At 45.9% G+C, this 26,469-nt stretch carries 25 protein-coding genes; 13 read left to right on the forward strand and 12 right to left on the reverse strand.

The features are described 5' to 3' along the window. Window positions 1–31 precede the first annotated feature (31 nt). The gene (locus tag K6Q96_RS20775; protein WP_251882340.1) at window positions 32–1,552 is read right to left on the reverse strand and encodes an EAL domain-containing protein; all 1,521 of its coding nucleotides are present in this window, start codon (window positions 1,550–1,552) and stop codon (window positions 32–34) included. Window positions 1,553–2,158: 606 nt separating this feature from the next. Between K6Q96_RS20775 and K6Q96_RS20780 the strand changes: the two genes are divergently transcribed. Further along, on the forward strand, window positions 2,159–4,312 hold the full coding sequence (locus K6Q96_RS20780) for a putative bifunctional diguanylate cyclase/phosphodiesterase (RefSeq protein WP_353621796.1): 2,154 nt from the start codon (window positions 2,159–2,161) through the stop codon (window positions 4,310–4,312). Window positions 4,313–4,347: 35 nt separating this feature from the next. Here the strand turns inward: K6Q96_RS20780 and K6Q96_RS20785 are convergent, their stop codons facing one another. Genes K6Q96_RS20785 through K6Q96_RS20795 form a run of 3 tightly spaced genes read right to left on the reverse strand, consistent with a single transcriptional unit; the run spans window position 4,348 to window position 5,874 of the window. After that, a complete protein-coding gene (locus K6Q96_RS20785) occupies window positions 4,348–4,896 on the reverse strand; it encodes a YaeQ family protein (RefSeq protein ID WP_251882342.1) in 549 nt (182 codons plus the stop codon). A 13-nt stretch (window positions 4,897–4,909) separates the two neighbouring features. Beyond that, entirely contained in the window at window positions 4,910–5,221 is a 312-nt protein-coding gene (locus K6Q96_RS20790; RefSeq protein ID WP_251882343.1) for a GIY-YIG nuclease family protein, read from the reverse strand. Between the two features lie 14 nt (window positions 5,222–5,235). Beyond that, a complete protein-coding gene (locus K6Q96_RS20795; protein WP_251882344.1) occupies window positions 5,236–5,874 on the reverse strand; it encodes a YceH family protein in 639 nt (212 codons plus the stop codon). A gap of 270 nt (window positions 5,875–6,144) precedes the next feature. Here K6Q96_RS20795 and K6Q96_RS20800 point away from each other — a divergent pair, with 270 nt between their 5' ends. The 3 genes from K6Q96_RS20800 (at window position 6,145) to K6Q96_RS20810 (ending at window position 9,326) form a co-directional block, all read left to right on the forward strand. Then, entirely contained in the window at window positions 6,145–6,555 is a 411-nt protein-coding gene (locus K6Q96_RS20800; protein WP_251882345.1) for a bactofilin family protein, read from the forward strand. 114 nt (window positions 6,556–6,669) lie between these two features. After that, entirely contained in the window at window positions 6,670–7,104 is a 435-nt protein-coding gene (locus tag K6Q96_RS20805; protein ID WP_251882346.1) for a DUF3069 domain-containing protein, read from the forward strand. 368 nt (window positions 7,105–7,472) lie between these two features. Beyond that, a complete protein-coding gene (locus K6Q96_RS20810; RefSeq protein WP_251882347.1) occupies window positions 7,473–9,326 on the forward strand; it encodes a 5'-nucleotidase C-terminal domain-containing protein in 1,854 nt (617 codons plus the stop codon). A 101-nt stretch (window positions 9,327–9,427) separates the two neighbouring features. Here K6Q96_RS20810 and K6Q96_RS20815 read toward each other — a convergent pair whose 3' ends face one another. From K6Q96_RS20815 to nhaD, 3 genes are all read right to left on the reverse strand, one after another. Further along, window positions 9,428–9,706 (reverse strand): peptidylprolyl isomerase, encoded by a 279-nt coding sequence (locus K6Q96_RS20815; RefSeq protein WP_251882348.1) that lies wholly within the window; start codon window positions 9,704–9,706, stop codon window positions 9,428–9,430. 72 nt (window positions 9,707–9,778) lie between these two features. After that, the gene (locus K6Q96_RS20820) at window positions 9,779–10,237 is read right to left on the reverse strand and encodes a dCMP deaminase family protein (RefSeq protein WP_251879759.1); all 459 of its coding nucleotides are present in this window, start codon (window positions 10,235–10,237) and stop codon (window positions 9,779–9,781) included. A gap of 113 nt (window positions 10,238–10,350) precedes the next feature. Continuing rightward, window positions 10,351–11,778 carry a sodium:proton antiporter NhaD gene (nhaD, locus tag K6Q96_RS20825; protein WP_251879761.1) on the reverse strand — a complete coding sequence of 476 codons (1,428 nt, stop codon included), beginning with the start codon at window positions 11,776–11,778 and terminating at the stop codon, window positions 10,351–10,353. A 750-nt stretch (window positions 11,779–12,528) separates the two neighbouring features. On the opposite strand from nhaD, the gene K6Q96_RS20830 reads away from it, so the two are divergent. The 4 genes from K6Q96_RS20830 (at window position 12,529) to K6Q96_RS20845 (ending at window position 16,004) form a co-directional block, all read left to right on the forward strand. Then, window positions 12,529–13,497: an ABC transporter substrate binding protein gene (locus K6Q96_RS20830; RefSeq protein WP_251879762.1), complete on the forward strand. Its 969-nt coding sequence runs from the start codon at window positions 12,529–12,531 to the stop codon at window positions 13,495–13,497. Between the two features lie 18 nt (window positions 13,498–13,515). Further along, entirely contained in the window at window positions 13,516–14,427 is a 912-nt protein-coding gene (locus tag K6Q96_RS20835; protein ID WP_062664361.1) for an ABC transporter permease, read from the forward strand. Further along, window positions 14,424–15,218: an ABC transporter ATP-binding protein gene (locus K6Q96_RS20840; protein WP_251879764.1), complete on the forward strand. Its 795-nt coding sequence runs from the start codon at window positions 14,424–14,426 to the stop codon at window positions 15,216–15,218. Before K6Q96_RS20835 ends, K6Q96_RS20840 begins: the two co-directional genes overlap by 4 nt. 162 nt (window positions 15,219–15,380) lie before the next feature. Beyond that, window positions 15,381–16,004, forward strand: a complete 624-nt coding sequence (locus K6Q96_RS20845) for a LysE family translocator (RefSeq protein WP_251879767.1) — start codon at window positions 15,381–15,383, stop codon at window positions 16,002–16,004. Between the two features lie 73 nt (window positions 16,005–16,077). On the opposite strand, the gene viaA is transcribed toward K6Q96_RS20845, so the two are convergent. The 3 genes from viaA to K6Q96_RS20860 form a co-directional block, all read right to left on the reverse strand. Continuing rightward, the gene (gene viaA / locus K6Q96_RS20850; RefSeq protein WP_251879769.1) at window positions 16,078–17,526 is read right to left on the reverse strand and encodes an ATPase RavA stimulator ViaA; all 1,449 of its coding nucleotides are present in this window, start codon (window positions 17,524–17,526) and stop codon (window positions 16,078–16,080) included. 9 nt (window positions 17,527–17,535) lie between these two features. Continuing rightward, entirely contained in the window at window positions 17,536–19,170 is a 1,635-nt protein-coding gene (locus tag K6Q96_RS20855; protein ID WP_251882366.1) for an AAA family ATPase, read from the reverse strand. A gap of 311 nt (window positions 19,171–19,481) precedes the next feature. Continuing rightward, a complete protein-coding gene (locus K6Q96_RS20860) occupies window positions 19,482–20,330 on the reverse strand; it encodes a sulfurtransferase (protein ID WP_251879771.1) in 849 nt (282 codons plus the stop codon). An 87-nt stretch (window positions 20,331–20,417) separates the two neighbouring features. Between K6Q96_RS20860 and K6Q96_RS20865 the strand changes: the two genes are divergently transcribed. Then, window positions 20,418–21,320: a lipid A deacylase LpxR family protein gene (locus K6Q96_RS20865; protein WP_251879773.1), complete on the forward strand. Its 903-nt coding sequence runs from the start codon at window positions 20,418–20,420 to the stop codon at window positions 21,318–21,320. 55 nt (window positions 21,321–21,375) lie between these two features. Here K6Q96_RS20865 and K6Q96_RS20870 read toward each other — a convergent pair whose 3' ends face one another. Beyond that, window positions 21,376–21,897, reverse strand: coding sequence for an NUDIX domain-containing protein (locus K6Q96_RS20870; RefSeq protein ID WP_251879775.1), 522 nt, complete (start codon window positions 21,895–21,897; stop codon window positions 21,376–21,378). A 501-nt stretch (window positions 21,898–22,398) separates the two neighbouring features. On the opposite strand from K6Q96_RS20870, the gene K6Q96_RS20875 reads away from it, so the two are divergent. From K6Q96_RS20875 to K6Q96_RS20890, 4 genes are all read left to right on the forward strand, one after another. Next, on the forward strand, window positions 22,399–23,553 hold the full coding sequence (locus K6Q96_RS20875; protein ID WP_251879777.1) for an HD-GYP domain-containing protein: 1,155 nt from the start codon (window positions 22,399–22,401) through the stop codon (window positions 23,551–23,553). A gap of 104 nt (window positions 23,554–23,657) precedes the next feature. Further along, window positions 23,658–24,080 carry a DUF3010 family protein gene (locus K6Q96_RS20880; RefSeq protein ID WP_251879779.1) on the forward strand — a complete coding sequence of 141 codons (423 nt, stop codon included), beginning with the start codon at window positions 23,658–23,660 and terminating at the stop codon, window positions 24,078–24,080. 150 nt (window positions 24,081–24,230) lie between these two features. Then, entirely contained in the window at window positions 24,231–25,517 is a 1,287-nt protein-coding gene (locus K6Q96_RS20885) for a bifunctional transcriptional activator/DNA repair enzyme AdaA (protein WP_251879781.1), read from the forward strand. Window positions 25,518–25,526: 9 nt separating this feature from the next. Next, window positions 25,527–26,009, forward strand: a complete 483-nt coding sequence (locus tag K6Q96_RS20890) for a methylated-DNA--[protein]-cysteine S-methyltransferase (protein ID WP_251879783.1) — start codon at window positions 25,527–25,529, stop codon at window positions 26,007–26,009. Between the two features lies 1 nt (window position 26,010). On the opposite strand, the gene K6Q96_RS20895 is transcribed toward K6Q96_RS20890, so the two are convergent. Continuing rightward, window positions 26,011–26,460, reverse strand: coding sequence for a GNAT family N-acetyltransferase (locus K6Q96_RS20895; protein WP_251879785.1), 450 nt, complete (start codon window positions 26,458–26,460; stop codon window positions 26,011–26,013). Window positions 26,461–26,469: the final 9 nt, after the last annotated feature.

Below are 26,469 nucleotides of genomic sequence, written 5' to 3' on the forward strand. Positions count from 1 at the left end.
CGGCCGTTCAGACCGCAATCAGGAGAGGTTATTAAAGCGCCATGTTTTGAGTGCCAATAAGGTCATCGCTATCAACAAGCTTGCGGAACACCTCAAAAGGTACTGGATCTCCGAAATAGGAACCTTGCAACATCTCAACGCCCGACTTGATGAGATAGTCTGCTTGCACTTTGGTTTCGATGCCTTCCGCCACCACATGAAGTTTTGACTCACGTGCAAAAGCGAGGATTGAATCAAGAATGGTGTTTTTAAAGTCTTCCAAACCGATCCCATCAACGAACATACGGTCAATCTTAATGGTGTCGATATTCAGGACATGAAGATAAGAAAAAGCGCCGTATCCAGTCCCGCAGTCGTCAAGCTTGATTGAGATACCTCTATCCGTTAACGCTTCGATACAAACGGCCGCTTTGTTCAAGTCGCCAAATTTTGTGCGCTCTGTGATTTCCAGGGACAACAAGTGCGGATCTAAACCTGCATCCTCCATCTTGGTTAAGATTTTGTCTGCAGTATCAAATTTTTCGAGATAACTTGGAGAGACATTCACGCTGACGAAGAATCCCTGCGGGACACTGATATCGTTCATATGCGCTAAAACGTTATCGATCAGCTGATCAGTAATCCGGTCAATGGAGCCATTTTGTTCGGCAAGCGGGATGAAGGTGTCCGGTGGGATATATTCGCCGTGACTCGCTTGCCAGCGAACTAACACTTCCGCACCCACAATCTTATAGCCATTTCCGTCTGGCATAACGATAGGTTGATAGAATGGCTTGAGCGCGTTGGATTCAATAGCTTCATTCAATAAGCCAGTGAGACCTTTACGCTCTGACTGATTGAGCTCTACCCCAACCGCAACTAACACACCGAATAACGTCACTAAAGCTGAAAACAAAATTACTAAATCCCCGACAAGGTACTCAACCCCATCCTCATTGATGTACAAACTGACATTGATGTCACCATCAAGCTCTCCGCTATGAACCTGGCGGTATGGCAAATCATTTCGCTGGTAAAGGGATATTTCCTTTCCATTCACATTCACCACCATGTAAAGGCACTGCTCGCAGTTGGAAAGGAAATTGCGCGGCTGTTGAAATATGAAGCGGAGCAAGCCTTGCTCATTGCGAAGGCGCATCTCTTCAAACTGGTGGTCACTCAGAATCAAAGAGACTTTGTTGAACACAATTTCGTCTTCTGGTGCAAAAGTGACCATTTCGCGACCAGCCTTATCACTATTGTAAATCGAGCACGATCGACCACTTGGTAGATGAAGGTCGACGTATTCAATGAAAAGGTTTTCGTTTTTTACCTCGCTCATCAACTCAACATCATCAATGTCACACTGATAAAGTAGGTTTCCTTCGAGTACACGCATCTGCTCAAAACTCTGGCGATAGAGTTCAGAGTAAAGCTGTGAGAGCACTGAAACGTCTTCCTTTATCTTCTTCTTAACCAGCCAGTTAGAAACGGCAAACTGGGAAAAGTAAGCAAAAAGAACAGAAACAAAAATAATTGATAGCGCTTTAATGTGTTTTCTGAGCCAATCCACCGCGGCTCCTGTTGAATCCCAAATCATTGCTTCTAAGGATAGGACAAATAGCAATGCGATCTTTGTAAAAATACGAGACTAATTCAAAATTAATCTCATCCCCTCGAATACCGCCTACGATGCATCGTTTTGTTAGACAAACTATGAATTAATCCCTATTTTTCAGAAATAAAGCGGTTTCTTACCGTTTAATTCTTCTGTTTACATGGTTGTGGCGGAATTATCCATATCAACCGTCTTCGACAGAAATTCCCCAGTAACCGTACTTTTTCTCCATTCTTCGACACTTTCACAAGGCTAAAGACATGACTCGCATTGGCTAGGCGAAATCTCGCGTTTTAAGGTCGACAATATTTCCCACCTTTGAGACAGGAAAAATTTCATTTTTCAAAGTAATTGAAACGACGGCGAGGTTATGAATTTCTGGGATTTTTGTTCCAATCGGCGTTGCGATCTGACGCATATGTCATAGACTTTTTTAAGAGACATATGACTCATATATAAGGTTTAAATTTGCCGTCAACACCAACTCTTTCTGAGAACATCACCACCGCCGATGCCAATGCCCCAAGATTTTTATCGCTGCTAGGCATCGTCGTCGTGTGCATGGTTATCCTGATTTCGACCTTCACCCTTTATAAAAGCGCCCTATCCCGACAGATAGATCTCCAAAACCAAATGTTGAGTGTGGAAGTAAACCGAGTTCAAAGAGCAATTGAAGTTAACTTGCAAAAAGAAGCCTATTTTCTTGTTTGGCTAGCCAATAATCTTCAGAACAAAGGTGAGATAAACGAAAAAAACTGGCAAACAGCAACAACAGGGATCGAGCGGACCTTTCCATTTTTCTCAGGCGTCTATTGGCAAGACCAAGACCAGAAGATCCTCTTTACCACGCCGACATACTTTGTCCCGAAACCTATGGAAAGCGCATGGCAAATTGCCCCATCCGTAAGATTCACGAGCATACCGGTGCTTTCCAAACTCTCTACTTCAGATGTAAGAGTCGCGCCAAATGGCTCTATTTCTATCGCAATGCTTCACCCTGTTTTCTTCGATGGTCGGGTTGCTGGCTATTTGGGTGCCAGCTATAACATCAAACAAATGATTGAGGCCATTTCGGTTGAGTTTCTCCGCCCTGAACAACAACTGGTGCTAAGCGATGGCGTATCTCCATTTATTGGGGAGTTACCCGACTTCAGTGGTGCCATGTTGAACACTGTGGAGCTCTCTTCACTCAATGGGCAATGGCAACTCACGGTTTGGCAAAGGCCCGAGTCTGAACAGGTGTACTTCTCTCTACCCATGCTGATTTTCCTTGCTGGGCTAGTGGTAACGATACTTGTTGCTATTTCGCTGTATCTCCTTGAAGTCAATATTATTGGTCGTCGCGCAGAATCCGAAACAGTCTACAAATTGAAGAAAGAGATCATTCAACGTCGTGAAGTAGAAGCTCAGCTTCAGTTTACGGCAAACCATGACCCTCAAACCCATTTACCCAATCGCTTTGCATTGCAAACCTACCTGGGCCGCGCTCTGTGTTCGGAGCAGGACATCGTACTCATGTGTCTTTCTTTAGATAAGCTGCGTGAGATTAATGATATGTACGGCCATGTGGTTGCAGACCAATTGGTCTTCGAAGCCGCCAAACGTTTTAAGACCGTCCTACCACCACACGCTATTCTTGCCCGAACGAGCCATGACCAATTTATGGTCGCTTGCGCGGGTATGTCTCAGTTAGAAGCAGAGATGCAGGCCAACCAACTGCGCATGTGTCTGGAAGAAGAGTTCTACATCGAAGATAACGACATTCTTACCAGTTGTGCCATTGGTATTGCCTACCGCTATAGCAATGATCTTCGTGCAGAAAATATGGTTCGCCATGCTGATACTGCCGCAAATAAAGCCCGTGCGCTGGGAAACAGGAAAGTCGTGGCCTATAACCAAACCATGCAGGACCAGCTTAATCACAAGAAAGAACTCGAACGCGCCATTCGCAAAGCGATCAACAACGACGAATTGGAGCTTTATTTTCAGCCACAAGTCGATTTGCGTACGCGACAGATTGTTGGTGTGGAGGCGCTAGTTAGATGGGAAGCGAAAAGTGGTGCCGCTATAAGCACTGATATCATTATCAAAACCGCAGAAGAAACCGGTTTAATGCAGCGACTGGGGCATTGGGTGGTGGATACCGCCCTCAAGCACTACTCGCACATGTTGGACGAACGTTGCGCGCCGAAATGTATTGCTATTAATGTGTCTGGCCATGAATTCCAGGACGGCTATCTGGCAGACTATGTCATTCGCTCCGTTACCCGTTACGACATTCCGCCTTCACGCGTTCAGATTGAGCTGACAGAGCAAGTCTTCATTGAGAATCTGGAGCGCAACCAACACATACTGAACAGACTAACTACCTCCGGTATCAGCTTGGCGATCGATGACTTTGGCACAGGCTATTCATCGCTTGCTTATCTTAAACACTTCCCGGTCAATACAGTTAAAATTGACCGCGGTTTCATCAAAGATCTTCCACAGTCGAAAGATGACTTGGTGATATGTCAGGCCGTCGTCAGCATGGCAAACCTATTGCAGCTAAAAGTGGTTGCGGAAGGCGTGGAAACGATTGATCAACAAGAATTGCTGCGAAACATCGGATGCAACTTCGCACAAGGCCATTATTACTATGCGCCGATGACTGCGGAGCAGTTGATGATGGAGCTTAAGAAACAAAGAGCCGGGCGTTTATACCCGGCTTCTTAATTGACATGGTTATCGCAAATTGCAAAGCATTCTGGTTATGCGGCTGCAGTTTTCCAGACATCTGGTTGAATCGCAATGACTGAGTCTCCTACCGAGAACCAGATTTGGCCGTCTTCGATAGTCGCTTGAATCGCCATAGTGCGGCTGCTTGCTGCTGCCGCTGCATCCAGTACTTCATCAATCACGTTAATCACAGTAAGATTTTTGAATGGAAACAGTTTGTTCAGCATGCTTTCCTTCCAAGCGCTCGCGGCATTGTCATCATAGGTAAACAGCACCACTTCTTTCGCCTGAGTACAGGCTTTCTTCAAGCGCTTTTCATCTGGCAAGCCAAGCTCTACCCAAAGTTCAATTTCATCGCTGTAGTTTTTGATCCACAGCTCTGGCTCTGTGTCTTCGCACAGTCCTTTTGTAAATTGCAGACGCTCATCGGCGTACATGGTCCATGCAAGCAGACGAAGCATCATGCGCTGTTCAGTTTCTGACGGGTGCTGCGCCAGCGTTACTGAATGGTCGAGATAAACGCTTCTCGACATGTCAGCCACATTGATGGAGGCTTTATACACCGTTGCTTTAAGTGCCAAGGTTATACCCACTCTAAAATTTGTCGTTCAATAAGACCTGTATACGGCCCGGGTTTTTGCAAAGTTGTTCTTTTTCTCTTTTTGTCAGCCGCTTGATATACCACTCAAGCGACATCGCCTGTTGTTTCGTTCCCACCTCATACGACCAGGCTAGTGTAAGAGGCTGTTTGCCTCTTAAGTACTTTGCAGTTTTCGTGCCGTTTTGCTGGTGCTCATCAAATCGACGCATGACATCAGTGGTAACACCACAATACAAAGAGTTATCGCGCGCACGAATGAGATAGACGTGCCAAAGTGGCACGTCGTTGGAAGGAGTCAAAGTCATGACGTAAAGATGTGTTAGTCCTGATTATCCAGAAGTTGATTAACCAAGGCTTTCAATTCAGCCACTTCAGCTTCTAAGGCTTCGACACGCTCAGCCAATCCGCTTTCTTGAGGTTCTGCAGAGAATGAAGGTGTGACTGTTTCTTCTGGCGCTTCAGTGCCGAATAGATGTGCATAACGGCTTTCACGCTTACCTGGCTCTCTTGGAAGCTGAGCAACATAGCCTTTTTCAATAAGACCGCTCAGCGCAGCTTCGACCTGACTCATGTCGCTGAACTCGCAAAGACGGTTTGTACGGGTACGTAGCTCACCCGGAGTTTGAGGACCCCGCAGAAGCATGACGCAAACAATGCCCTTTTCCTGCTCGGAAAACTGCAATGAGCCGAATTCGGTGTTACAGAATCTGTGTTGGTATTTCGTCACACGACTACCAAAACCTTCCAGGTCACTAATCAGTCGTTTGGATTTTAGCGATTCCACTGCGTCCAACACTTCTGCTTCGCTTAGCGCATAAACAGGGTCACGATTACTTTTTTGGTTGGCTGCGGTGGTCAGGCTGTTGAGGGTCAGTGGATAGAGATCCGGCGTAGTGACTTCTTTTTCCAATAAACATCCAATCACTCGCGCTTCATAAGGGTTGAGTTCAATCGCCATGAGAATACCTCAGTTAAATCCTATGCAGCGGGTTATAGCAATCAACCGCTACAACGGCAACTGCACATATGACTATTTGCCAAATCAGCGTGGTAACTGCCGGAACTTTGGTCAATTTATGGAATGTCGAACTGCAATTCTGTCTTATTGGTGTGATTTTGGCTCAATGAAGAAAAATACCTGTCACGTGATTTATCAGTTTTCAGATAAAATCAACCGATTATTGGTTCAGGTGAATAATTTTGCCGACTTGGAGTACAGGAGAAAGTAATGGGTATGTTCGGAAAGAAGGCAACATCGAGCCCATGTTTGTCACTTATCGCTAAAGAATGCCGGGTTGTTGGTAAGTTTGATCTGGAAGGTGATATTCAGTTCGATGGCCAAGGTGAAGGCAGCATTGTCAATGCCCGTAATGTCGTTATCTCTTCTACTGGCCATTTTAAAGGCGACATTCGTGCAGAGCACGTCACCATCAACGGTTATGTTGAAGGTACTTGTGTTGCCCGCGAAGTGAACATCCTGAGCTCAGGCAAAATGAAAGGCCAAATTCAAAGTGAACAACTCACCATCTCCAAAGGTGGCTGCCTGATGGGTGAAAACAAGCTGAAAGACGAGCCATCACTCAAAGTGGTGAACGAAGACAAAGGCACAACTGATAAAGCAGCTTCTGCATCAGCCTAAGATGCCAATCTGATGCAATGATCAACAGTTGAGTGCCCTATCCGCTTTCAACTGTTGACTTCACTCCCCAACATTATACGATCCGCGAAATTATGTAATTTCGGAAGTACGAAGATGTCTGAACAAGCAAACCAAGCGCAAGAAACTGTAAAGCTGGAAGATCTGTCTGCTGAACTGCAGCAAGTGATTAAATACGAACAAGTGCCAGCTGAACTCTTCACCATGTTAGCTTCTATCCATGAAGCGTCTGAGAGTGTAGTTCGTGAAGCTTGGGATGTAATGCCAGCAAGTGCACAGAACATTTTGGATAACTTCGAGCAGTTCCACGCACTGGTTAGCCTCAGCCAAAGCTACGCAGGTTTGGACTTCATGCAAGAAACTCAAGACATGAAGTTTGATGACATGGACGACGAGCAAACTTCTGAATACAAAGCCGTTTTGTTGGATAAACTGCTGCATAACTGTGTAAAAGATCTGGTCAAGCAATTGAAGCAAGCTCGCCTGAAACCTGCTATGAAACGCGAATTTCGCGAAATTTTCACTAAGTAATTTAGGCCCAATAGAGCAAGAACAAAAAAGAGGTGACATTGTCACCTCTTTTTTGTTCTTGTAACTGTCAGGATATTGTGTAAGAAATGAAAATTCAGATTCGCACATAGGCACGAGCTAATTACGCTTAAAGATTGTTTCCATAAACCTGCGTCCTGTCTCTCAATTCTCCCCTATATAAATTCCAGAAAAATTAATACAAACTGTAACAAGCAGAACAGAATCACAAACTTGTCATAAAGTGGCCTCATTTTACGACCTAGTTATCATTAATTAAGTGTAAGTCGCCATCCTATTTCATTTAGAACCTATATTTGTAGGCTGTGCGAAAGCCAGCCTAAAAATCTACAGAACTACAGGGACGAAAAATGAAGAAAAGCCCACTAGCATTAGCTTTCTTGACAGCAGCAGTCGCAACAGGATGTGCTGTCGACAATTCGAACAATGCTCCGTTCGATCTCACTATCCTACACATTAACGATCACCACTCTCATTTAGAGTCCTCTTCTCAAAAGTTGAAACTGGCAGGTAAATCTACCTATGCAGAAGTCGGCGGGTATCCAGCATTGGTTTCGGCACTGGATCAGCGTACCAACGCAAATGACAACGTATTGAAGCTTCACGCAGGTGACGCGATCTCAGGAACGCTTTACTACGCACTCTTCAAAGGCGAGGCTGACGCCGCCATGATGAATCATGCGTGTTTTGATGCGTTTGCATTAGGAAACCACGAATTCGATGACGGTGATGCAGGTCTGGCACAATTCCTTGATTGGTTGAACGAAGGTAACTGTAACACAGAAGTATTGGCTGCAAACGTTATTCCTGAGCAAGGTGTTTCTGCCCTCGCCCAGAACTCTGCAAACGACTACTTCAAGCCTTACACTGTTAAGCAGTACGGTGGCCAAAAAATCGGTATTGTCGGTATCGATATTGCCAACAAAACGATGAACTCTTCGAACCCAGACGAGTCGACTCAGTTCCTAGACGAAGTCGAGACTGCTCAGAAGTACATTGATGAGTTGGTTTCTAAAGGCGTTAATAACATCGTTTTATTAACCCACTACCAGTACTCAAATGACCTTCAACTTGCTGAAGCATTGACAGATGTAGACGTTATCATCGGTGGCGACTCACACACCCTGCTGGGTGATTTCGCGGATGTAGGCTTAAAAAGCGATGGGCCATATCCAACGCTGATGAAAAACAAAGATGGCGATACTGTTTGTGTTGCTCAAGCTTGGCAATACACCCAAATTCTTGGTGAACTTTCAGTATCGTTTGATGGAAACGGCAAAGTGGCCTCATGTAATGGTACGCCGCACCTTCTGATTGGTCAGGAGTTCAAACGTAAAGATGAAAATGGCAAGAAGCAGGTTCTAGCTGGTGCTGAACTTGCAGAAGTGATTGCAGATGTTAAAGCCAAACCTAACCTTGTACAGGTTGAGCCGGATGAAGCAACAGCAGAAACACTGTCTGTATTCAGCCAAAAGCTGAATGTGCTAAAAGATCAGGAAATTGCTCAGTCTTCCGAACTACTATGTTATGACCGTGTTCCGGGTCAACAGAAACATAAAGGTGCAGACGGCTGTGATACGCAAACCAATCTGCACGGCTCTCAAGTCGCTGACCTCGTTGCTCAAGCCTTCCTTGCAGAAACAAAGCGCGCTGACGTTGCTATCCAAAACGGTGGTGGAGCGCGTGCAAACATCACGCAAGGTGCATTTACGGTAGCTGGCGCGACCAAAGTACTACCGTTCAACAACACCATGGTTAACTTGACCATGACGGGTGCCCAGGTGAAGAAGGTCATCAACGAAGCTGTTGATAAAGCTTACCTGGAATATGTAGACAACAGTGCTGAAGGTTCAGACGGCGCTTACCCATACTCTGCCGGTATCCGTTACGATGTTGATTTCAACAAACCTGCTGGTCAGCGTGTTCACAACTTCGAAGTGAAGGCAAAAGGCGATGGTACTTGGTCTAAGCTAGCTGACGACCGCGAGCTTGTTGTCGTTACCAACAACTACATTGCAGGTGGTAAAGACGGTTACCTGACCTTCGGTGAAATTTCTGGTGATAAATCGAAGTATGAAGATACGTTGAAGCTCTATACGGAAACCTTCATCGATTACGTTCGTGGTTTGACCGAAAGTGGTCAGAAGATTCAGCCAGTTTCTGAAGAAGATCGCAGCACCCAGATGTTTACACCAAAACGTTAATGACTTAGAAACCAAAACTGCAAAACTAAAAGAGGCCAAGTGAATCACTTGGCCTCTTTTTATGTTCTAAAAACCGAAGTTTTATAAGCAAATCGCTCTTTTCAGGTCCGGTAAAGCACTTTCACCACGTGCCAGCCGAAGCGGGTTTTCACAATATGCGGCGTCAACACTTCAGCGTTAAAGCACACTTTGTCGAACTGAGGCACCATTTGGCCGCGTCTAAATTCGCCTAAATCTCCACCCTTCTTACCAGACGGGCAGGTAGAATATTTCTTTGCCAACGTTTGAAACTTTGCGCCTTTCTTTAATTGACTAACAATGTCTTCCGCTTGGTTTTGGTGCTTGACCAAAATGTGGAGTGCGTGTGCTGTGCTGGCCATGCATGTGCCCTTTTACTGCCGTTCTTTTCATTGGCCGCGGATTATATCTCCGAGACCTCTACCATTCCAGATTTAGTTCGCTGTGGTATTTTTCAGCGCTTCCAGTGGCAGCCAAGTGACTTTCACACCGGCTTGTTCAAACATATCTGCGCTGACTTTAATTTTTTCGCCCCAACGGGAAAGGAAATCTTCCGTTTGTTCTGGACAGTGAACCTGCGTAATACCTGTTTGGATAATCTTCGCCGCACAATTCGGACATGGGAAATGCGTTACCCAGATTTCACAGTCTGCCAGATCGCGTTTGGCAAAGAGAATGGCATTTTCTTCCGCATGCAGGGTTTTAAGAAGTTTCATTTCACGATCATCAGTATCTGCACTATCAGAAATGCCATGCGGATACCCATTGAATCCGACTGAGACAATACGATTGCCTTTTGTTATGACAGCACCAACCTGTGTTGAGGGATCTTTACTCCAAGAGCCCACTAGCTCTGCCATTTGATAGAAACGTACCGCCCACTTCGAGATCATTGCCTTTCCAATAAGTTACCCATTCGTAATGTCGCTATTTTGCTTAATCCATAAGCTCAGCTCAACAAAAAAGCGGCCTTAGGGCCGCTTTCATTATGAAATACTGAAAATCGTTAAAATAACGACTCATTAAGCACTAGATGGCACATTATTGATGCTGCATAACCCAGCATAATCACTGGGCTCCACTTCAAATGGCCAAAGAAAGTGTACTTGCCTCGAGCCTGCCCCATCAAAGCAACGCCAGCTGCTGATCCCAATGACAAGAGGCTGCCGCCGACACCAGCAGTCAGTGTCACCAACAACCAGTTACCCATGGACATATCCGGCTGCATCGTTAGTACAGCAAACATCACCGGGATGTTATCAACAATCGCCGATAGTATACCGACAATAATATTCGCCCAGACTGGATCCCACTGTAGGTACATGACATTGGAAATCGTCGCCAAGTATCCAATCAGACTCAAACCACCTACGCACATTACAACACCATAGAAGAACAGCAACGTGTCCCACTCTGCATGTGAAACCCGGCGGAAAACGTCAAATGGAATAACTGAACCCAATCGTTTCAGAGCCGCTTCGTCTTGCTTAGCCTGCGCAACAGCGCGTTTTCTCGCCAAAGAACGTGGCAAGGTTTTGCGAAGGTAGAATCCGAAGAATTGCAGGTATGCCAAGCCCATCATCATGCCGATAACTGGCGGGAAATGAACCAGACCATGGAACCCTACCGCTGTCACTATGGTAAAGAGGAACAAAACGACAATACGCTTCGCACCGCGTTTGATTTCGACATACTCATTCACCACGTCAGGTTTATCTTTCGGTATAAACATAGACATGATGAATGCTGGTAATACGTAGTTGACCACAGAAGGAATGAACAGCGCGCCGAATTCGGAGAAGCTGACTAATCCCGCTTGCCAAACCATCAGCGTAGTAATATCACCAAACGGGCTGAAAGCCCCACCAGCATTCGCCGCAACGACAATGTTGACGCAGGCAAGATTGATAAACCTTGGGTTATCACCACCAATTTTCAGGACCACGGTACACATCAATAGCGCAGTGGTCAGGTTGTCAGCGATCGGAGAAATAAAGAAAGAGAGGATACCGGTAATCCAAAATAACTGGCGAAGATCATAGCCTTTACCGACGATCCAAGCTTTCAGACCATCAAACAAGCGTCGCTCTTCCATTGCAGAGATATACGTCATGGCCACAAGCAGGAACAACATTAACTCGGCATATTCCAACAAGTTATGTTCAATGGCACTCTGTGCAACTTCAATTTCACCGGCGTTTGAATAAACGAAACCTAGCATTAACCAAATTAGGCCCGCTGCCAGCAAGACTGGTTTGGATTTTCTTAAGTGAAGTTGCTCTTCGAGCATGACGAGGGTGTAGGCTGCCGCGAAAATGATGAGAGAAATGTAGCCGACAGCTGATTGAGTTAGATCTAGGGGGTTACCACTACCTGTAGCAGCGGCGAATGCATTGCTGGAAAACAGCAACACAAACGCTAATAAACACTTCATCCTTGTGCCTCCAAGCGAATTTAAATGAATTTCGCGAGGGGCACTGCCGGGCTACATGAGCTCGTTCAATACACTCACAGACGCAACGCCCCTAAATCATGACTCCCTGATATATATAGATTTATTGTTACCCTACAGTTAATGAAGGGCCGGAAGCCTAATTGTCGCGCCACAATGATAGATCTTGTTACAGAATAATGCAGAGTAAATTGTTTACTTTTCAGGCATCACCCACAAACCTGATTTTTAGCAAGAAAATTGACGTTTCACTGTTGGTAAATGAGAGGGTGATCTGTCATTTCAAAACCGAAAAGTGCTATGCGCCGTGTCACAGAATTCTGCGGCCTCACCATGGCATTTCGATTTACATTGTAAAAATCAACGCGAGGATCTACTCAGATCAAACTTTTTTACAAAAAGCACGGACAACCACTGTAAAGTGATTGTGACATATCTTTCACTGCTTTATAACTTAATCAAGAAATCTTTCGCTATTTTAATCAAAGAACTGTAGGCATTAGATTGGCGTGAGCAAACTTTAAGCAACGTTTACTTATGACTAAAAAATCTCTTTTATTCATAGGGTTAACAACAAATATGCAAATAAGACCTCTGCAATCATGTAAACAGTCGTCTTAACCGGCAACTTTAGTGCCTGATTTAGCGTCAGATTTTGGATATAACAATGGATTAACACTGGCGGAAAGATTGAGTGTAAAGCTCAGTCGCCATTTCATCACGGAGAATGATATGAAAGTGTCCAAACTACTTCTTTCGGCATGCTGTGCCGCAACAATGATAACTACCCCCTTCGCAGCAATGGCCGATACGGCAAAGGTAGCCGTTTCACAGATCGTTGAGCACCCAGCACTTGACGCAACCCGCCAGGGTCTTCTGGATGGTCTTAAAGCTAAAGGCTATGAAGAAGGCAAAAATTTAGAATTTGCTTACCAAACCGCTCAGGGTAATCCTGCAATCGCAGTTCAGATTGCACGACAATTCGTTGGTGAGAAACCCGATGTATTGGTTGGCATTGCAACCCCTTCTGCACAAGCCCTCGTTGCTGCCACGAAATCTATTCCTGTTGTGTTTACTGCTGTTACTGACCCTGTAGGCGCAAAACTCATCAAAGACATGGAAAAGCCAAATGCTAACGTGACTGGCCTTTCAGATCTTTCCCCAGTAGCTCAACATGTAGCGCTGGCTAAAGAACTGCTGCCTAACATGAAGTCTATTGGTGTGGTGTATAACCCAGGCGAAGCTAATGCGGTCACGCTGGTTGAACTTCTGCGTGAAGCTGCCGATGCCCAAGGCCTTAAAGTGGTTGAAGGTACTGCACTGAAAAGTGCCGACGTTCAGTCTGCTGCGCAAATCGTGGCTTCTCAAGCAGACGCCATTTACGCACCAACTGACAACACTGTAGCCAGTGCGATTGATGGACTTGTTGGCGCAGCTAACCAAGCGAAGAAACCTGTCATCGGTGGCGCTACCTCATATATTCCTAACGGAGCAGTCGCAGCGCTGGGCTTCGACTACTACCAAATCGGTGTTCAAACCGCTGACTACGTCGCTGCACTATTGAATGGCGAAGCAGTATCCGCGCTACCAGCAAAAGTCGCAGTAGGTTCTGATTTGGCGATTAACATGAAAGCCGCTCAAAAACTGGGGCTGGAAGTGCCACAAGCATTGCTGGATCGTGCAACAACAGTAGAAAAATAATAACGTCAGGAGCAGTACATGACCTCAATTGCCTTTTTTGGCACGCTGGAAGTAGGTCTGGTTTATGGCCTGGTTGCTCTAGGCGTATATCTGACTTTCCGGGTTTTGGACTTCCCGGATCTGACTGTCGATGGCAGCTTCCCAATGGGAGCTGCTGTTGCAGCCACGCTTATCGTTTCCGGCGTTGATCCTTGGATTTCCACCTTTGCCGCTATCATTGCCAGTTCCATGACGGGCTTGATCACTGCATTTCTTACCGTGAAATGCGGCATCTTGAACCTACTGGCCAGTATCCTGACGATGATTGCCGCTTTTTCCATCAACATTCGTATCATGGGACGCCCAAACATCGCCTTATTAGGCGTGGATACGATTCTTACTCCATTTGAAAACATGGGTATCGACCCTGTTTACGCCCGCCCGCTGGTGGTTTTCGTGCTGGTTGTACTAAGTGCGCTGTTTGTTATTCGCCTACTCAGTAGTGACTTTGGTTTGGGTCTGAGAGCGACTGGTGTCAATGCCCGCATGGTGAAAGCACAAGGCGCAAGCACTGCCTTTTATACCTACTTTGGCCTCGCATTATCAAATGGCTTTGTTGGTTTCTCAGGCGCCCTTTTTGCCCAAACCAACAGCTTTGCTGATGTGACCTCAGGTGTAGGTACCATTGTTGTTGGCCTCGCAGCCGTCATCCTTGGACAAACCTTGCTGCCAGGACGCAAAGTCTGGGTAGCTGTCGTCGCCGTTATTCTTGGTTCCGTTTTGTACCGCTTGGCCGTGGCTTTCGCGCTTAGCTCTGGCATGTTCGGTTTGGAGGCTTCCGACCTGAACCTTGTGACCGCGGTGCTGGTAGCGCTGGCGTTGGTCGCACCGAAAGCAAAACAGCAGTACCAGAAGAACAAAAAGATGAAAGAAGCGGGGGCGGTGAAATGATCGAACTTAAAGACATTCAAGTTACCTTCAACCCCGGTACAGTGCTTGAAAACCGAGCCCTTCGCAGCGTTTCGCTTACTGTTCCTGAAAACCAATTTCTAACGATTATTGGCTCTAACGGTGCAGGTAAATCCACCCTACTTGGCGCAGTTTCCGGTGAAACGCCGATGGTTGGCGGCCGCGTGATTATTGATGGAACTGATGTGACTAAACAGCAGGTCCACCAGCGCGCTGCCCTCGCCGCCCGCGTTTTTCAGGATCCACTCGCAGGTACATGTGCCTCTTTGACCATAGAAGAAAACCTCGCGTTGGCTTATAAGCGCGGAAGTCTGCGTGGTTGGAGCCTTGCTTTGTCCGGAAAACGCCGTGAAGTCTTCAAAGAACGTATCTCGATTTTGGGATTGGGTCTGGAAGACCGTCTTGGCGACAGCATTGGCTTGCTTTCAGGTGGTCAACGTCAGGCAGTTAGCTTAGTCATGGCGACGCTCTCTGACAGTAAGCTGCTCTTGTTGGATGAGCATACAGCAGCGCTAGATCCTCGTATGGCTGCTTTCGTTATCGATCTTACCAAGAAAGTCATCACAGAGTTTGGTTTGACGGCGCTGATGGTGACTCACTCTATGAAAGATGCACTGGCATGTGGAGATCGAACAGTGATGCTTCACCAAGGTGAAATTGTTCTGGATGTCGAAGGTGAAGAGCGCGCCAATATGGGTGTTCCGCAGTTACTGGAAATGTTCAGCAAAGTCCGTGGTGAGGAGCTTGCCGACGACAGCTTACTACTAAGCTGAGTGACATCTGGACAGATTAATCTTGAAGGGCAGTTTCGACTGCCCTCTTGTTTTCATGTGGAAGTATTTGGCAAGGTTTCAAACCTACGGCAAGTAAATTAAGTCGATTGGCGACATAGTCTAGTGACTAGAGGCTGCAGACCTATTTTAGAAAGGAAGGAAATGATGGTTAGTTTAGAGTTCCTAATGACCTCTCTGGTCGTTGTGCTGATTCCCGGAACTGGTGTGCTTTATACCGTTTCGATGGGGTTGTTTCTCGGCTCTAGAGCAACGATTTGGGCCTCTTTAGGCTGCACAGTGGGTATTGTTCCTTCCATGCTTGCCAGCATTACAGGTCTCGCCATTATTCTGCATACCAGTGCGTTAGCGTTTCAGGTTGTGAAATACGTCGGGGTGGCTTATCTGCTTTACCTTGCCTGGACAATGTGGCGCTCAAGCAGTGCTTTGTCACTGAGTGAAGAAAAAGAGCCGATGAGTATGACAGGCATAGCCGTTAAAGGCTGCCTGATGAACATACTCAACCCTAAACTCACGATTTTCTTTATGGCTTTCCTACCTCAGTTTGTTCCTGCTCAAGTGGCTTCTCCCACTACTAACATGTTGGCGTTGGGAAGTATTTTTATGGCGATGACGTTTGTGGTCTTTCTGGTTTATGGTGCACTAGCGGCGTCAGTACGAGATTACATCATCAATTCAGAACGTTTAACGGTCGCGTTGCAAAGAGTATTCGCTGGCAGTTTTGCTGCCTTGGGTTTAAAGCTAGCGTTCTCTGAGCGAACCCATTGATGCTCTTAAGGATTAAAAGATAAAGCCCCGGAAATCCGGGGCTTTATCTATGTACTATTGCGCGAGAGGGAGACTAGAAACGTTTAAGCAACCTACCCACTAACGACGGATGGTAGTCCCATGTATGATCGAACATTTCCATCAACTTAGGGTTTCCATATTTTGAAAGATTGATGGCATGGAAGCGGTTGTGTTGCTGTTTCAACATATCCACTTTGTCCTGCACTTCTTTTGGTTGTACCGGAGCGATGAAATCGGAAATCACGACAAGATCTGCGTTGCGATACTTGTCTGTTCCCATCAAATCAATGGAATGGTTCAGGACGGGTGCTAAGTCTGTTCCGCCATGGAAAGAATAAGACAGGAAGTTTAACGCTTCTTTCAAACCATCTTCACCGGTTAACTCATAGGTGATGTGGTCAGTTGAGAAAATCATCACAGAGCAATCACGATCTTCCTTTACAGCGATTTGCATCAGGGCGTAAGCCATTGCCTTTGCACACTGCTCAGGAAAGCCACTCATTGAACCAGAAGCATCTACACAAATCAGGAAAGGTCCTTTTTCTATTTCTACCTGTTTACAGGCTGGTTTGAAGGACTTCACTTTACGTAACGTGCGTTGCATACCCTGCATACGATATGTCAGCAACCGTTTATCGGCAAAGTGCTTATAGAAAAGGATCTCCAGGGCAGGCTCAGCGAGGAAAATCGTTTCATTCGGGACGATTCGCTCAAGGTTGTCGCTTTGGTGAACACCGACAATATCATCAGCGACATTGTCGTCAGGCTCTTCAACTAACTTCAATTCCTCGGCAGGAGAACGATGCAGCGATGGATCATCCACTTCATTCGCCATACGCCCAAGCTTCTCAGCGATATCTTGCAGATCTTTGTTTTCTTTCAGAAACGCCACAAAACGTTTCAGTAGCTCGACGTCAGTTTGTGTCACTTTCGAAGAAGCCAAGTCCCACAGGCGGCCGACCTTTTCGATGGTGCCGTGTTCCTGAACATTTTCGAGCGTCTTGTAAGTTTCTATACGTTGGTAGAGTTCTTTCAATAATTTATCTTTATGAGCCTCTAACTCTTTTTGTTGGGCTTGTTGGATCGCACTGGCTAAATGCTCGTACCACTTGTTGCAAAAATACGCCTGAAACATAGGGGTCTCTTTTGCAATGTTCTTCTCGAGCATTCTTCGGGCTTCAAGGTAGAAAGCTGATTTACCTTCTAACTTTCTGAAGATCAACTTTGCCTGATTGGCAAAATCCTGCTGCGGCAGAGCGACAGCTTCTTGATATAGCTGTATCTCTTGTTTTAAGTCACTGGTAATGCAATCTGTGCTAAGGCGGCGCTTAACAGAGTGGCGCCATTTGCGGATATGCTGGCGCACAGCAGACTTGGCAGAAGGACTGGCCTCCGTCATCACGAGGAGCTGAGGTTTAGCCATTACTTCTGTGACAGCATGTTCCAGCATGCCGGTTTCCGCCAACATCATACCTAGATGGAGGCTTTCTGGACTTACCATAACGCCTCCTTACTCAAAATACTCGGTTAACATTCGTGTTCTGAATGCGCTTTTTTCAAACTTGGTCGTTTGACGCTGCAACGTCTCTTCCGCATCCGTAATGCTGTTTGCTAACAGTTCCAACAAATCTGAATTAGCAAAGTGATGAGGTAAAGCTGCATTGATTTGCGTTCGGGCAACCCGAATTAGATGCTTCGCATCATCAATTTTAGCAATGGATGCTTCATTACGCGCTTGCCACTCCGAAAAGGTATCTGGGTCGTTATCATCAATACCAACGATTGCGACAGGGACAGGTCGATTCGCAATGTCTTTGATTACCAGACGATGCTCGCCATCGACATCAAATTTCAACATGCATAGATTCGGGTTCTTGTTCACATAGCCATAGACTTCGCATACGCCATTTTTTATTTTCTTTTCAAACTCATTGGCATCAACATATACCCAACGGCTGTCACCCTTTTCTTTTTCTGACACCGAAGGGTTGGAGTCTAACATCACGAACTTCACAAGGTTATTCGCCATATTGATCGAATAGCGACGCGCACCGCTTAAATCAATGCGGTTCTTTTCTTTGCGCATTGAAAGCTCAGTGTCTGCAGTGTGGCCCAACACATCTTTGATTTCTTCAGCAAGCTCTCGACTGTCTTCGTTTGCTTCATTCGCAATGGCCAGTGCCTCTTGCTGACTAAAACAGATTTCCTGCGCAAACCGCCGCATTACATCTGTCACCACATTGCGCGATTCAGGGCTATGCCATAAACATTCCTGAAGTAGCAAAAGATCAACTGGATTGACGTCGTTTCTCCCGTTAAAGAATGCACTTGCTTTGAGAAGACGAACTGCCTTCTTCCATCGACGATCTGAAATGTACAATTCTTCTGATGGGAAGTTGTTCCCTTCTTCCTCAGCTTCTCTCTCGAGAAGCATTTTCAAAGCGTAGATTTTCTCGAAAACATCATCAGAAAGCGAAACGTTGTCGATCTGACGCTGCCACTGTTCGTATTCATGAGCTTTGATAGAAATATCACTGCCGATGGAAATCTCAGCCTCGCCGCTATCGCCGGTCAGCAAGCGTTTGAAATTGCTTTTTTCCTGAATACGGTTGACGAAGATTCGCACCAGCATGCGGTCATACAGCGCGTCTAAACCGCTATTGGGTTCAGGAAGCTCGTTGGATGCTGTCACCAGAAGACGCATCGGAACCGGCAGCACCTCGCTTCCGTTTCGAAAAACCCGTTCGTTAACGACGGTCAGTAAGGTATTAAGAATCGCGGGACCGGCTTTCCAGATCTCATCAAGAAACACGACGTCTGCAGTTGGCAAATAGCCATCGGTTAGTCGTACATACTTACCGTTGTCTTTGAGTTCCTGAATCGAAAGTGGGCCAAACACCTCTTCAGGCGTTGAAAAGCGGGTCATAAGGTATTCAAAAAAGCGGCTGTCATCAAAGGCTTCAATCAAGCGTTTAGCGATATAGCTTTTGGCGATACCTGGAGGTCCCAACAGAAAAACACTTTCACCACTGAGTGCTGCAAGCAGACAAAGACGAATAGTGTTCTCCCTCTCATACACACCATTAGAAAGGGCGTGTACAAGTTTCTGAATGCGCTCCGGGAGTAAAACGTTATTTGTAGTCATAGCGATTTGATTCGTCACGTTGCTGCTCCGTGTAGATTAATCAACAACATGACTCCACTCTTATCACATTGTTAACACTTTGTAACCATTAATATCTGCTTACACCTTGTATACCATTTCAACTTTGATCCCTTCCACCCTTCAATCTTAGTTTTCATTTTTGTTGCATGGAAATTATGCAATACACGTCGAATTTTACATCGTTTCATTCACACACTGACAACATCCTAGATTTTCTTAGATCAGCAGACATAAAAAGCCCTCGCTTTAGCGAGGGCTCATTCGAACACCAGAATATCTCGATGTGTTAATCAGTCTTTGACGACGGGTAGCTCTTCGTTACTACCCCATTCACTCCAGGAGCCATCGTAAACCGCGACTTTGGCATTCAATGCCCATTTTGCTGCTAACGCAAACGTACATGCGGTCACGCCAGATCCGCAGGAGGAAACATTAGGTTTGGTTTCAGAGAGTACTGGTGATAACAACGCTGTAAGTTCTTCTTTCGTCTTGAACTTGCCATTTTCAGTCAAAACGGGGAAAGGTAAGTTCTTCGCATTAGGCATATGCCCGCTTCTCACTCCAGGCCTTGGTTCAGCGACACTCCCAGTAAAACGATCTGCAGGTCGTACATCAATAACGTTTAGCGAGTCTGATTCGATTCCAGCCAATAAGGCTTGTACATCAATCATACCTTCTTTATCAATGTGCGCTTTGTATGAGCCTACAGTCTTGAATTCAGGCTCATCTGAATCCACCCTACCTCCAATAGTCTCCCAAGCAGGCATGCCCCCATCTAGCAATGCTACGTTTTCATGGCCCATGACTTTAAACATCCACCACACTCGCGGAGAAGAGAATATACCTACCGTGTCATAAACAACGATATGGTCATCGTTATTGATCCCCAAACCCGCAGCGGCGGTTTCAAAGTGGTTTTCTGTTGGCAACATATGTGGGAGTGGAGAAGCTTTGTCGTAAATCTCGCCATCAAAATCAAAATACACCGCGCCGGGGATACGTTTTGTCATCCATTCTGATTTAGCATTTCTATCAGTGCCCGGCATAAACCAACTGGCATCCACCAACTTCAGCTTTGGCGAACCTAGGTTATCTCTTAACCATTCAGCACTGACTATTACTTCATTTATCTGTAGCAAATCACTCTCCTTATAGTTCGCCGTCGTAAGACCCTAGCGAATGGTATAGCATGAGCCAAGTCGCTATTAAATAATACAAAGGACGTTATGTTGTCACGCAGATTAATTGGCGCAGCGATTTTCGCTTTACCTCTGTTGAGCACCACAACCCAAGCTGCCACTGTTTCATTCTCTATCGACAATGATGGCGCATTAGGTACAGACCGGGATTACACCAGTGGTCTTTTCCTTCGTTGGTCATCTGACCCAAGCGTGATTGGGTACAGTCTCGAAATTGGCTCACAAATGTGGACGCCTTCAGATATTGAGCTCACCACGCCACAACCGAATGAGCGCCCTTATGCTGGTCTAGTCTATGGTATGGGCCGCGTTTATCACCAAACCGATATCAACGCATTTAAAGGAAGCCTTATGCTTGGTATGGTCGGCCCTGATTCAAATTCCGACAACGCTCAGTCTGTCGTCCACGAAATTGTCGGCTCTCCCGACCCCAAAGGTTGGGAATACCAAATTGACAACGAGTTTGTGTATCAAGCGGGGCTTGAGGCGCATCAACTCATCACACGAAGCCCAATTGGTGAGTTCAGCGTGTTTGGACGTGGCCAGGGGGGAAATTTCCAAAGTGACGTCGCCATTGGCGGTACATATCGAATTGGTTTTGACCTAGCAAATACCTTTGGTTCGACCTCTGTATTACCGGGCAATGCGGTTGATGTCGGGTTGCTAAGCCACAGTGAAAATGGCATGTTTTTCTTCACATCAGTAGAAGCAAGATACCGCTTTGACGACATTACCATTGAAGGTGACAAGCCTGCCGGAAACGATGATATTCATGTGGAGAACACACAGGCCGCCGTTTCAGGTGGCGTCGCGTGGTACTCGCGCAATTGGGGAGCTGTCGCCTCTGTTACCGGTCAATCCAAGCAATTTGAAGAGTCAGATCGCGATTTCAGTGCTTACGTTAACTTTACGCTTTTCTACCGCTACTAGTTAGTTCTAAACAAACAACAAAGGGCTGGTTATCCAACCCTTTCTGATCAGATGCTTACAAGCCTAATTCTTTGACGATAAGCTCCAGTAGGTACGTTTCCCGCTCAATAGAAAGGCCTTGCTTATCGCTACTGATAATCGTCTCTTTGTTGTGTGCAATAGCTTTATGAATGTTAACCCACAGAGGGCGCATTCCATTTTTTACTTCGTAATCTTCGAGCGACACTTCGCCGAGTTCTTCATCAATATCGCACCAGAAGCAATAAGACAGCATATGTACCACGTCGAAATCCGGCTTGTGCCATGGTCGGTATTCTTCATAAGCGCCGAATTCGCGAATATTTCGAATATTCTTCGCACCAGTCTCTTCGCCCAATTCACGAACCAAACCCTGCACCTCATCTTCATGCTCGTCAACGCCACCACCTGGCAATGAGTAGTCATGATAGCGCTCAGTAAACAGAAGCAGGATCATGTCTTCTTTAACAACGATTGCACGGGCGGCGCGTCGGTGGAAAGTGGACTTCCCCTCAAGTGGAAGAACATCTGGGTGAAAGCTGGTTTTTAGAATTTGCATGGAATAACTCGAGTTGCTAAAAACGCGGAGAGACGCACTCTAACGAGAACAACCATACAGGGCAAATATAAAATGCGAGTGACCTAGTGCTTTGCGTTATTGAGATACATGACAATTGTTGCATTTAACAATTAGGGTCTTAGAATACATGCAACCTTAAAGCCATGCTGTTTTCGAGTAGCCCGAAAGGCTTTTGTTGTGGTTGCAGGCTGAACTTAAACATTCCCCGCGCCAATACCTCGAGAAGTATTTCATACAATTAATCCCTAAGATTCATTGACCTATAGAAGAATAAACCTCCATAGATTGATGAGCATACAGAATTACACTCGATGAACTGTAAACTTTACTGACAGACGAGTCTCATTATCGAATCGTAAAGTCGCATATTGTATATAATTATATTCATCAATAACGTAGTTCACCCAATTACTTTTACAGCATGGCGTGGCTTAAAAAGCAAAAACCTATTACGAATGATTCTTAACGGAGCAAGCATCAATGCTGCAGAAAGTCGCCATTGATAGAGTTGATATCGGTATGTATGTTGAACAGATCGAGTCTCAACGCGCCCGCACGAAAATGAAGAAGCCGGGCTTCATCAGACGAAAGGAAACCATTGATAACCTGCGTGAGAAAGGTGTGCTCTTCGTTTATATTGACGCCGACCAGATCACATCAGACGAAGACATTCAGTACCGCGAGACCAAGGTAGGAAAACACTCCTCCATCAAAGGCAACGATGAATTCGGCGCGGCAAAAGAACTCGTAGATAAGTCGAAGAAACAGCTGAGTAAGCTTCTCAATGATGTCTACGAAAACAAACCCGTCGATATCGAACCCGTCAAGCAAGTCAGTTCAGACATCGTAGAAAACATCTTCGAGCGACGCGATGCTGTGCTTTGGATCAGCGGTATCCGCGAAAAAAGTGCCTATCTGCTTGAACACTCAATGAATGTAGCGTTCCACTTAGTGAACTTTGGCCGTTATCTTGAACTTGACCGCCAAACTTTGGAAGAGTTGGCGATCGGTGGACTTGTTCACGACATCGGTAAAATTTTGGTGCGTGATGAAGTGCTCAACAAACCAGGAAAACTGACCGATGAAGAATTCCTTCACATGAAGGAACACCAAACATTGTCACAACCTGTTTTGGACAGCATGATCGACCTACCTAAACTGAGTAAAGATGTCAGCGTCATGCACCACGAAAAAATTGACGGGAATGGCTATCCGAACGGTTTAAAGGGCGACGAACTGACGCTCATTGGCCGCATGTCATGCATTGTTGATATCTATGACGCATTGACCGCAGAACGATGTTACAAGCCCGCCCTTTCACCTTCTGAAGCATTTAAGATCATGATCGGCCTCACTCCTTTCCATCTGGACTCTGATCTGCTGAAGAAATTTATCCGTTGCGTCGGCTTCTATCCGATTGGATCTGTCGTTGAGCTAAGCAATGGCCGAGTCGGACTGGTTTGTGAAGAGAACCCAGATGATTTGATGACGCCAACCGTCAAACTCTTCTACTCAGCAAGAACAGAATCTTTCCGCGAAGTGGAATATATCGACCTCAAGAAAAGGCCAGATCTAAAAATCATACGCGGTTTAACGGAAGCTAAACTGAAAACAGATTTCGCCGAGTTCCGGTAATCGTTCCATTCTTCACCAATCACACCACTTCTCTTTTTTATTTCATGACCTAGCCGACAGTTTTTCTTATACTTGTCGGCTCTTTTACTTGTGGAACTGAAAAAATGCGTATTTGTGCTGTCGATCTAAAAAGCAACGAAGCGAACATTTGCCTGCTGGAATCTAATCAAGGTCTATTTGAAGTGCCTGAGTGTCGCGCGCGAAAGTTTACGATGACTGATGCGGCAAGTGCCGAGCAGATCCGCAACTTCCAAAAGCAATTCACCAAGCTGATCGAAGACTATAAAATTGAAAAGATTATTATCCGTGAGCGTCCTACTAAGGGTAAATTCGCGGGCAGCGCGCTAGGCTTCAAAATGGAAGCAGCACTACAACTTATTGATGGGATTGAAGCAGAAGTATTCAACTCTTCTGAAATGAAAGCATCACTGAAGCGCAACCCTATTCAGGTTTCGCTGAAAGAAGTAGGCCTTAAGCAATTTCAAGAGCAAGCGTTCTTGACTGCTTGTGCATACCTAAACAAATAATCCTTCGGATTAACGAACATTAAGGGCTGCTTTCGCGGCCCTTTTTCTTTCCTAGAGTTCGAACTTGTCGTCTATTCAGTTCCGTTTCTGGCTAATACCTTTTATTCATGATGATATGTTAATAGAAACTCTCATCAAGGCTCAGAAATAATGTTGGACACTACCGCCTGTCAGCAAGCCAGACTTTCCCGAGATGCCCGATTTGATGGACTGTTTTTTACTGCCGTGATATCAACTGGAATCTACTGTCGACCGATTTGCCCCGCACCTTCTCCGAAAGAAGAGAACGTTCGCTACTATTCCTCTGCCATCGAAGCAGCAGCCCAGGGGTTTCGACCCTGTCTGCGTTGTCGCCCAGATAGTGCGCCTGGCTCTCCAGCCTGGATGGGAAAAGAAACCACGCTTAGACGTGCTTTGAATTTAATTCAGGAATGCTATCTACATGAACATAGCATTCCTGAATTGGCTGACAGACTCGGTGTGAGCGATAGGTATCTTCGTAAACTCTTTACTGAATCGCTTGACTGTTCACCAAAGCAATATGCCCAATACCAACAAATCCTTTTTGCAAAAAAGCTGCTACACGAAAGCCAATTATCTGTCTCTGACATTGCCTTTGCATCAGGCTTTAACAGTGTGCGGCGCTTTAATGACTGCTTTCAACAACAGCTTTCTCTTTCACCCACTCAAGTGCGCCGTAAGGATTTAAAAAGTCATGAAGCAATGACGCTTAGCATGAGCTTTCGCCCTCCTTACCGTTGGGATGCATTCAAGCGTTTTATTGCGCCTCGCATTATTGCAGGTCTTGAGTGGCTCACTGATAATAGCTACGGAAGACGCTTCGTCCATCAGGGAAAACAAGGTAGTTTTACCGCGACGTTGCAAGAAGGGAAAAATACGTTTCAGGTAGAAATTGAACTCGAGGATCCAAAGTTTCTTTACCAAGTCGTCAACCGCATTCGCCACCTTTTGGACTTGGATGCCAACCCAGATGTCATTGACGAAACATTACGGAAAACTGCACCTAAGGATAGATCTTTGGGTTTGCGCATTCCCGGCTGTTGGAATATGGAAGAAGCAGGCTTAAGAGCCTATTTAGGTGAAAGTTTAGTCACATGTCCTGTACTTAGTGAGCAAGCTAACCCGTTATCCGACGTCACTAATTCAGATCAGGCAGGTTTCCAAAAACATTGGGCTGACATTTGTGAACACTTTAAACACGAACCATGGCCAGAATCTTCGCCATCAACATATCTGACCCAAGCCCAATATTCATATGCACGTCTTAGGGGGTTAAGCCTTCCTGACATTTCAGACGATGAATTGCTTGGCAAAGCGCTTACAAGTTCGGCCAAACCCTGGAGAAGCTATCAAGCTCTCGCATTCACCGAAAAGAACACATCAGTTCAAACTGCTTCCATTGCGGGAAATGAGTAAGGATATCCTATGAAACAGTACCGTTATGAATACGCGTCTCCTCTCGGCACGATTACGCTAACAGCCTCCGATCAAGGACTGACTTCTCTTTCATTACCTGAATACAAGTACGACATTCCGGTATCTGACGAGGAAGTCATCGACCGCAAACCTTTCGAGTCCATCATTTCACAATTGGATAGATATTTTGCTGGTGAGGCGGTGGAATTTGATGTGCCATTAGATCTGTTAGGTACCGCGTTCCAATGTGAAGTCTGGAAAGCACTTAAATCAATTCCAGCCGGTGAAACGCTTAGCTATGGAGAGCTCGCCAATCAAGTAGGCAGGCCAAAAGCGTCACGTGCTGTCGGCGCTGCAAATGGACAGAACCCCATCGCAATCATTGTTCCCTGCCATCGGGTCATTGGAAAGAACGGAAAGCTGACAGGATACGCTGGGGGGCTCGAAGCCAAGGCCTGGTTGCTTAAGCATGAACAGGCCATGGCGAAGTAGCTTAACTCGCGACAACCAGCACACGTTGAGCCAGTAGTTTAATAAACCGAAGGGGCGTAATGCGGTAACCTAAGTGAAGATAAAACCCATGCGCCTCTTCGCGACTAATATGACTGGTTACTTCAATACGGTGACAGTTTTGTTTTTTAAGGTAGGTTTCAGCATGTTCGAGTAACTGCTTGCCAATACTCATATCTCGAAAGTTTTCATCAATGACCATGGATGAAATTCTTCCCCAAGGCATATCATCGTGAACCACATCAACGGTATGCACGGCAATAAAACCCACCACCATGTCGCATAGCTCAGCCACAAACAGTGCATCCCTCGGCTGGATCATGATCTTTTCTAAGCGATGCTCGGTGCCTCCGAGTTCAGAAGGGTAGCCAAGGGTATGGCAGAGCGCATTAATACGCTCTGCATCTTCCAATGTTGCCGGACGAATAATCATCTCCAGCTC

The sequence above is a fragment of the Grimontia kaedaensis genome (assembly GCF_023746615.1).
GTDB lineage: Bacteria > Pseudomonadota > Gammaproteobacteria > Enterobacterales > Vibrionaceae > Enterovibrio > Enterovibrio kaedaensis.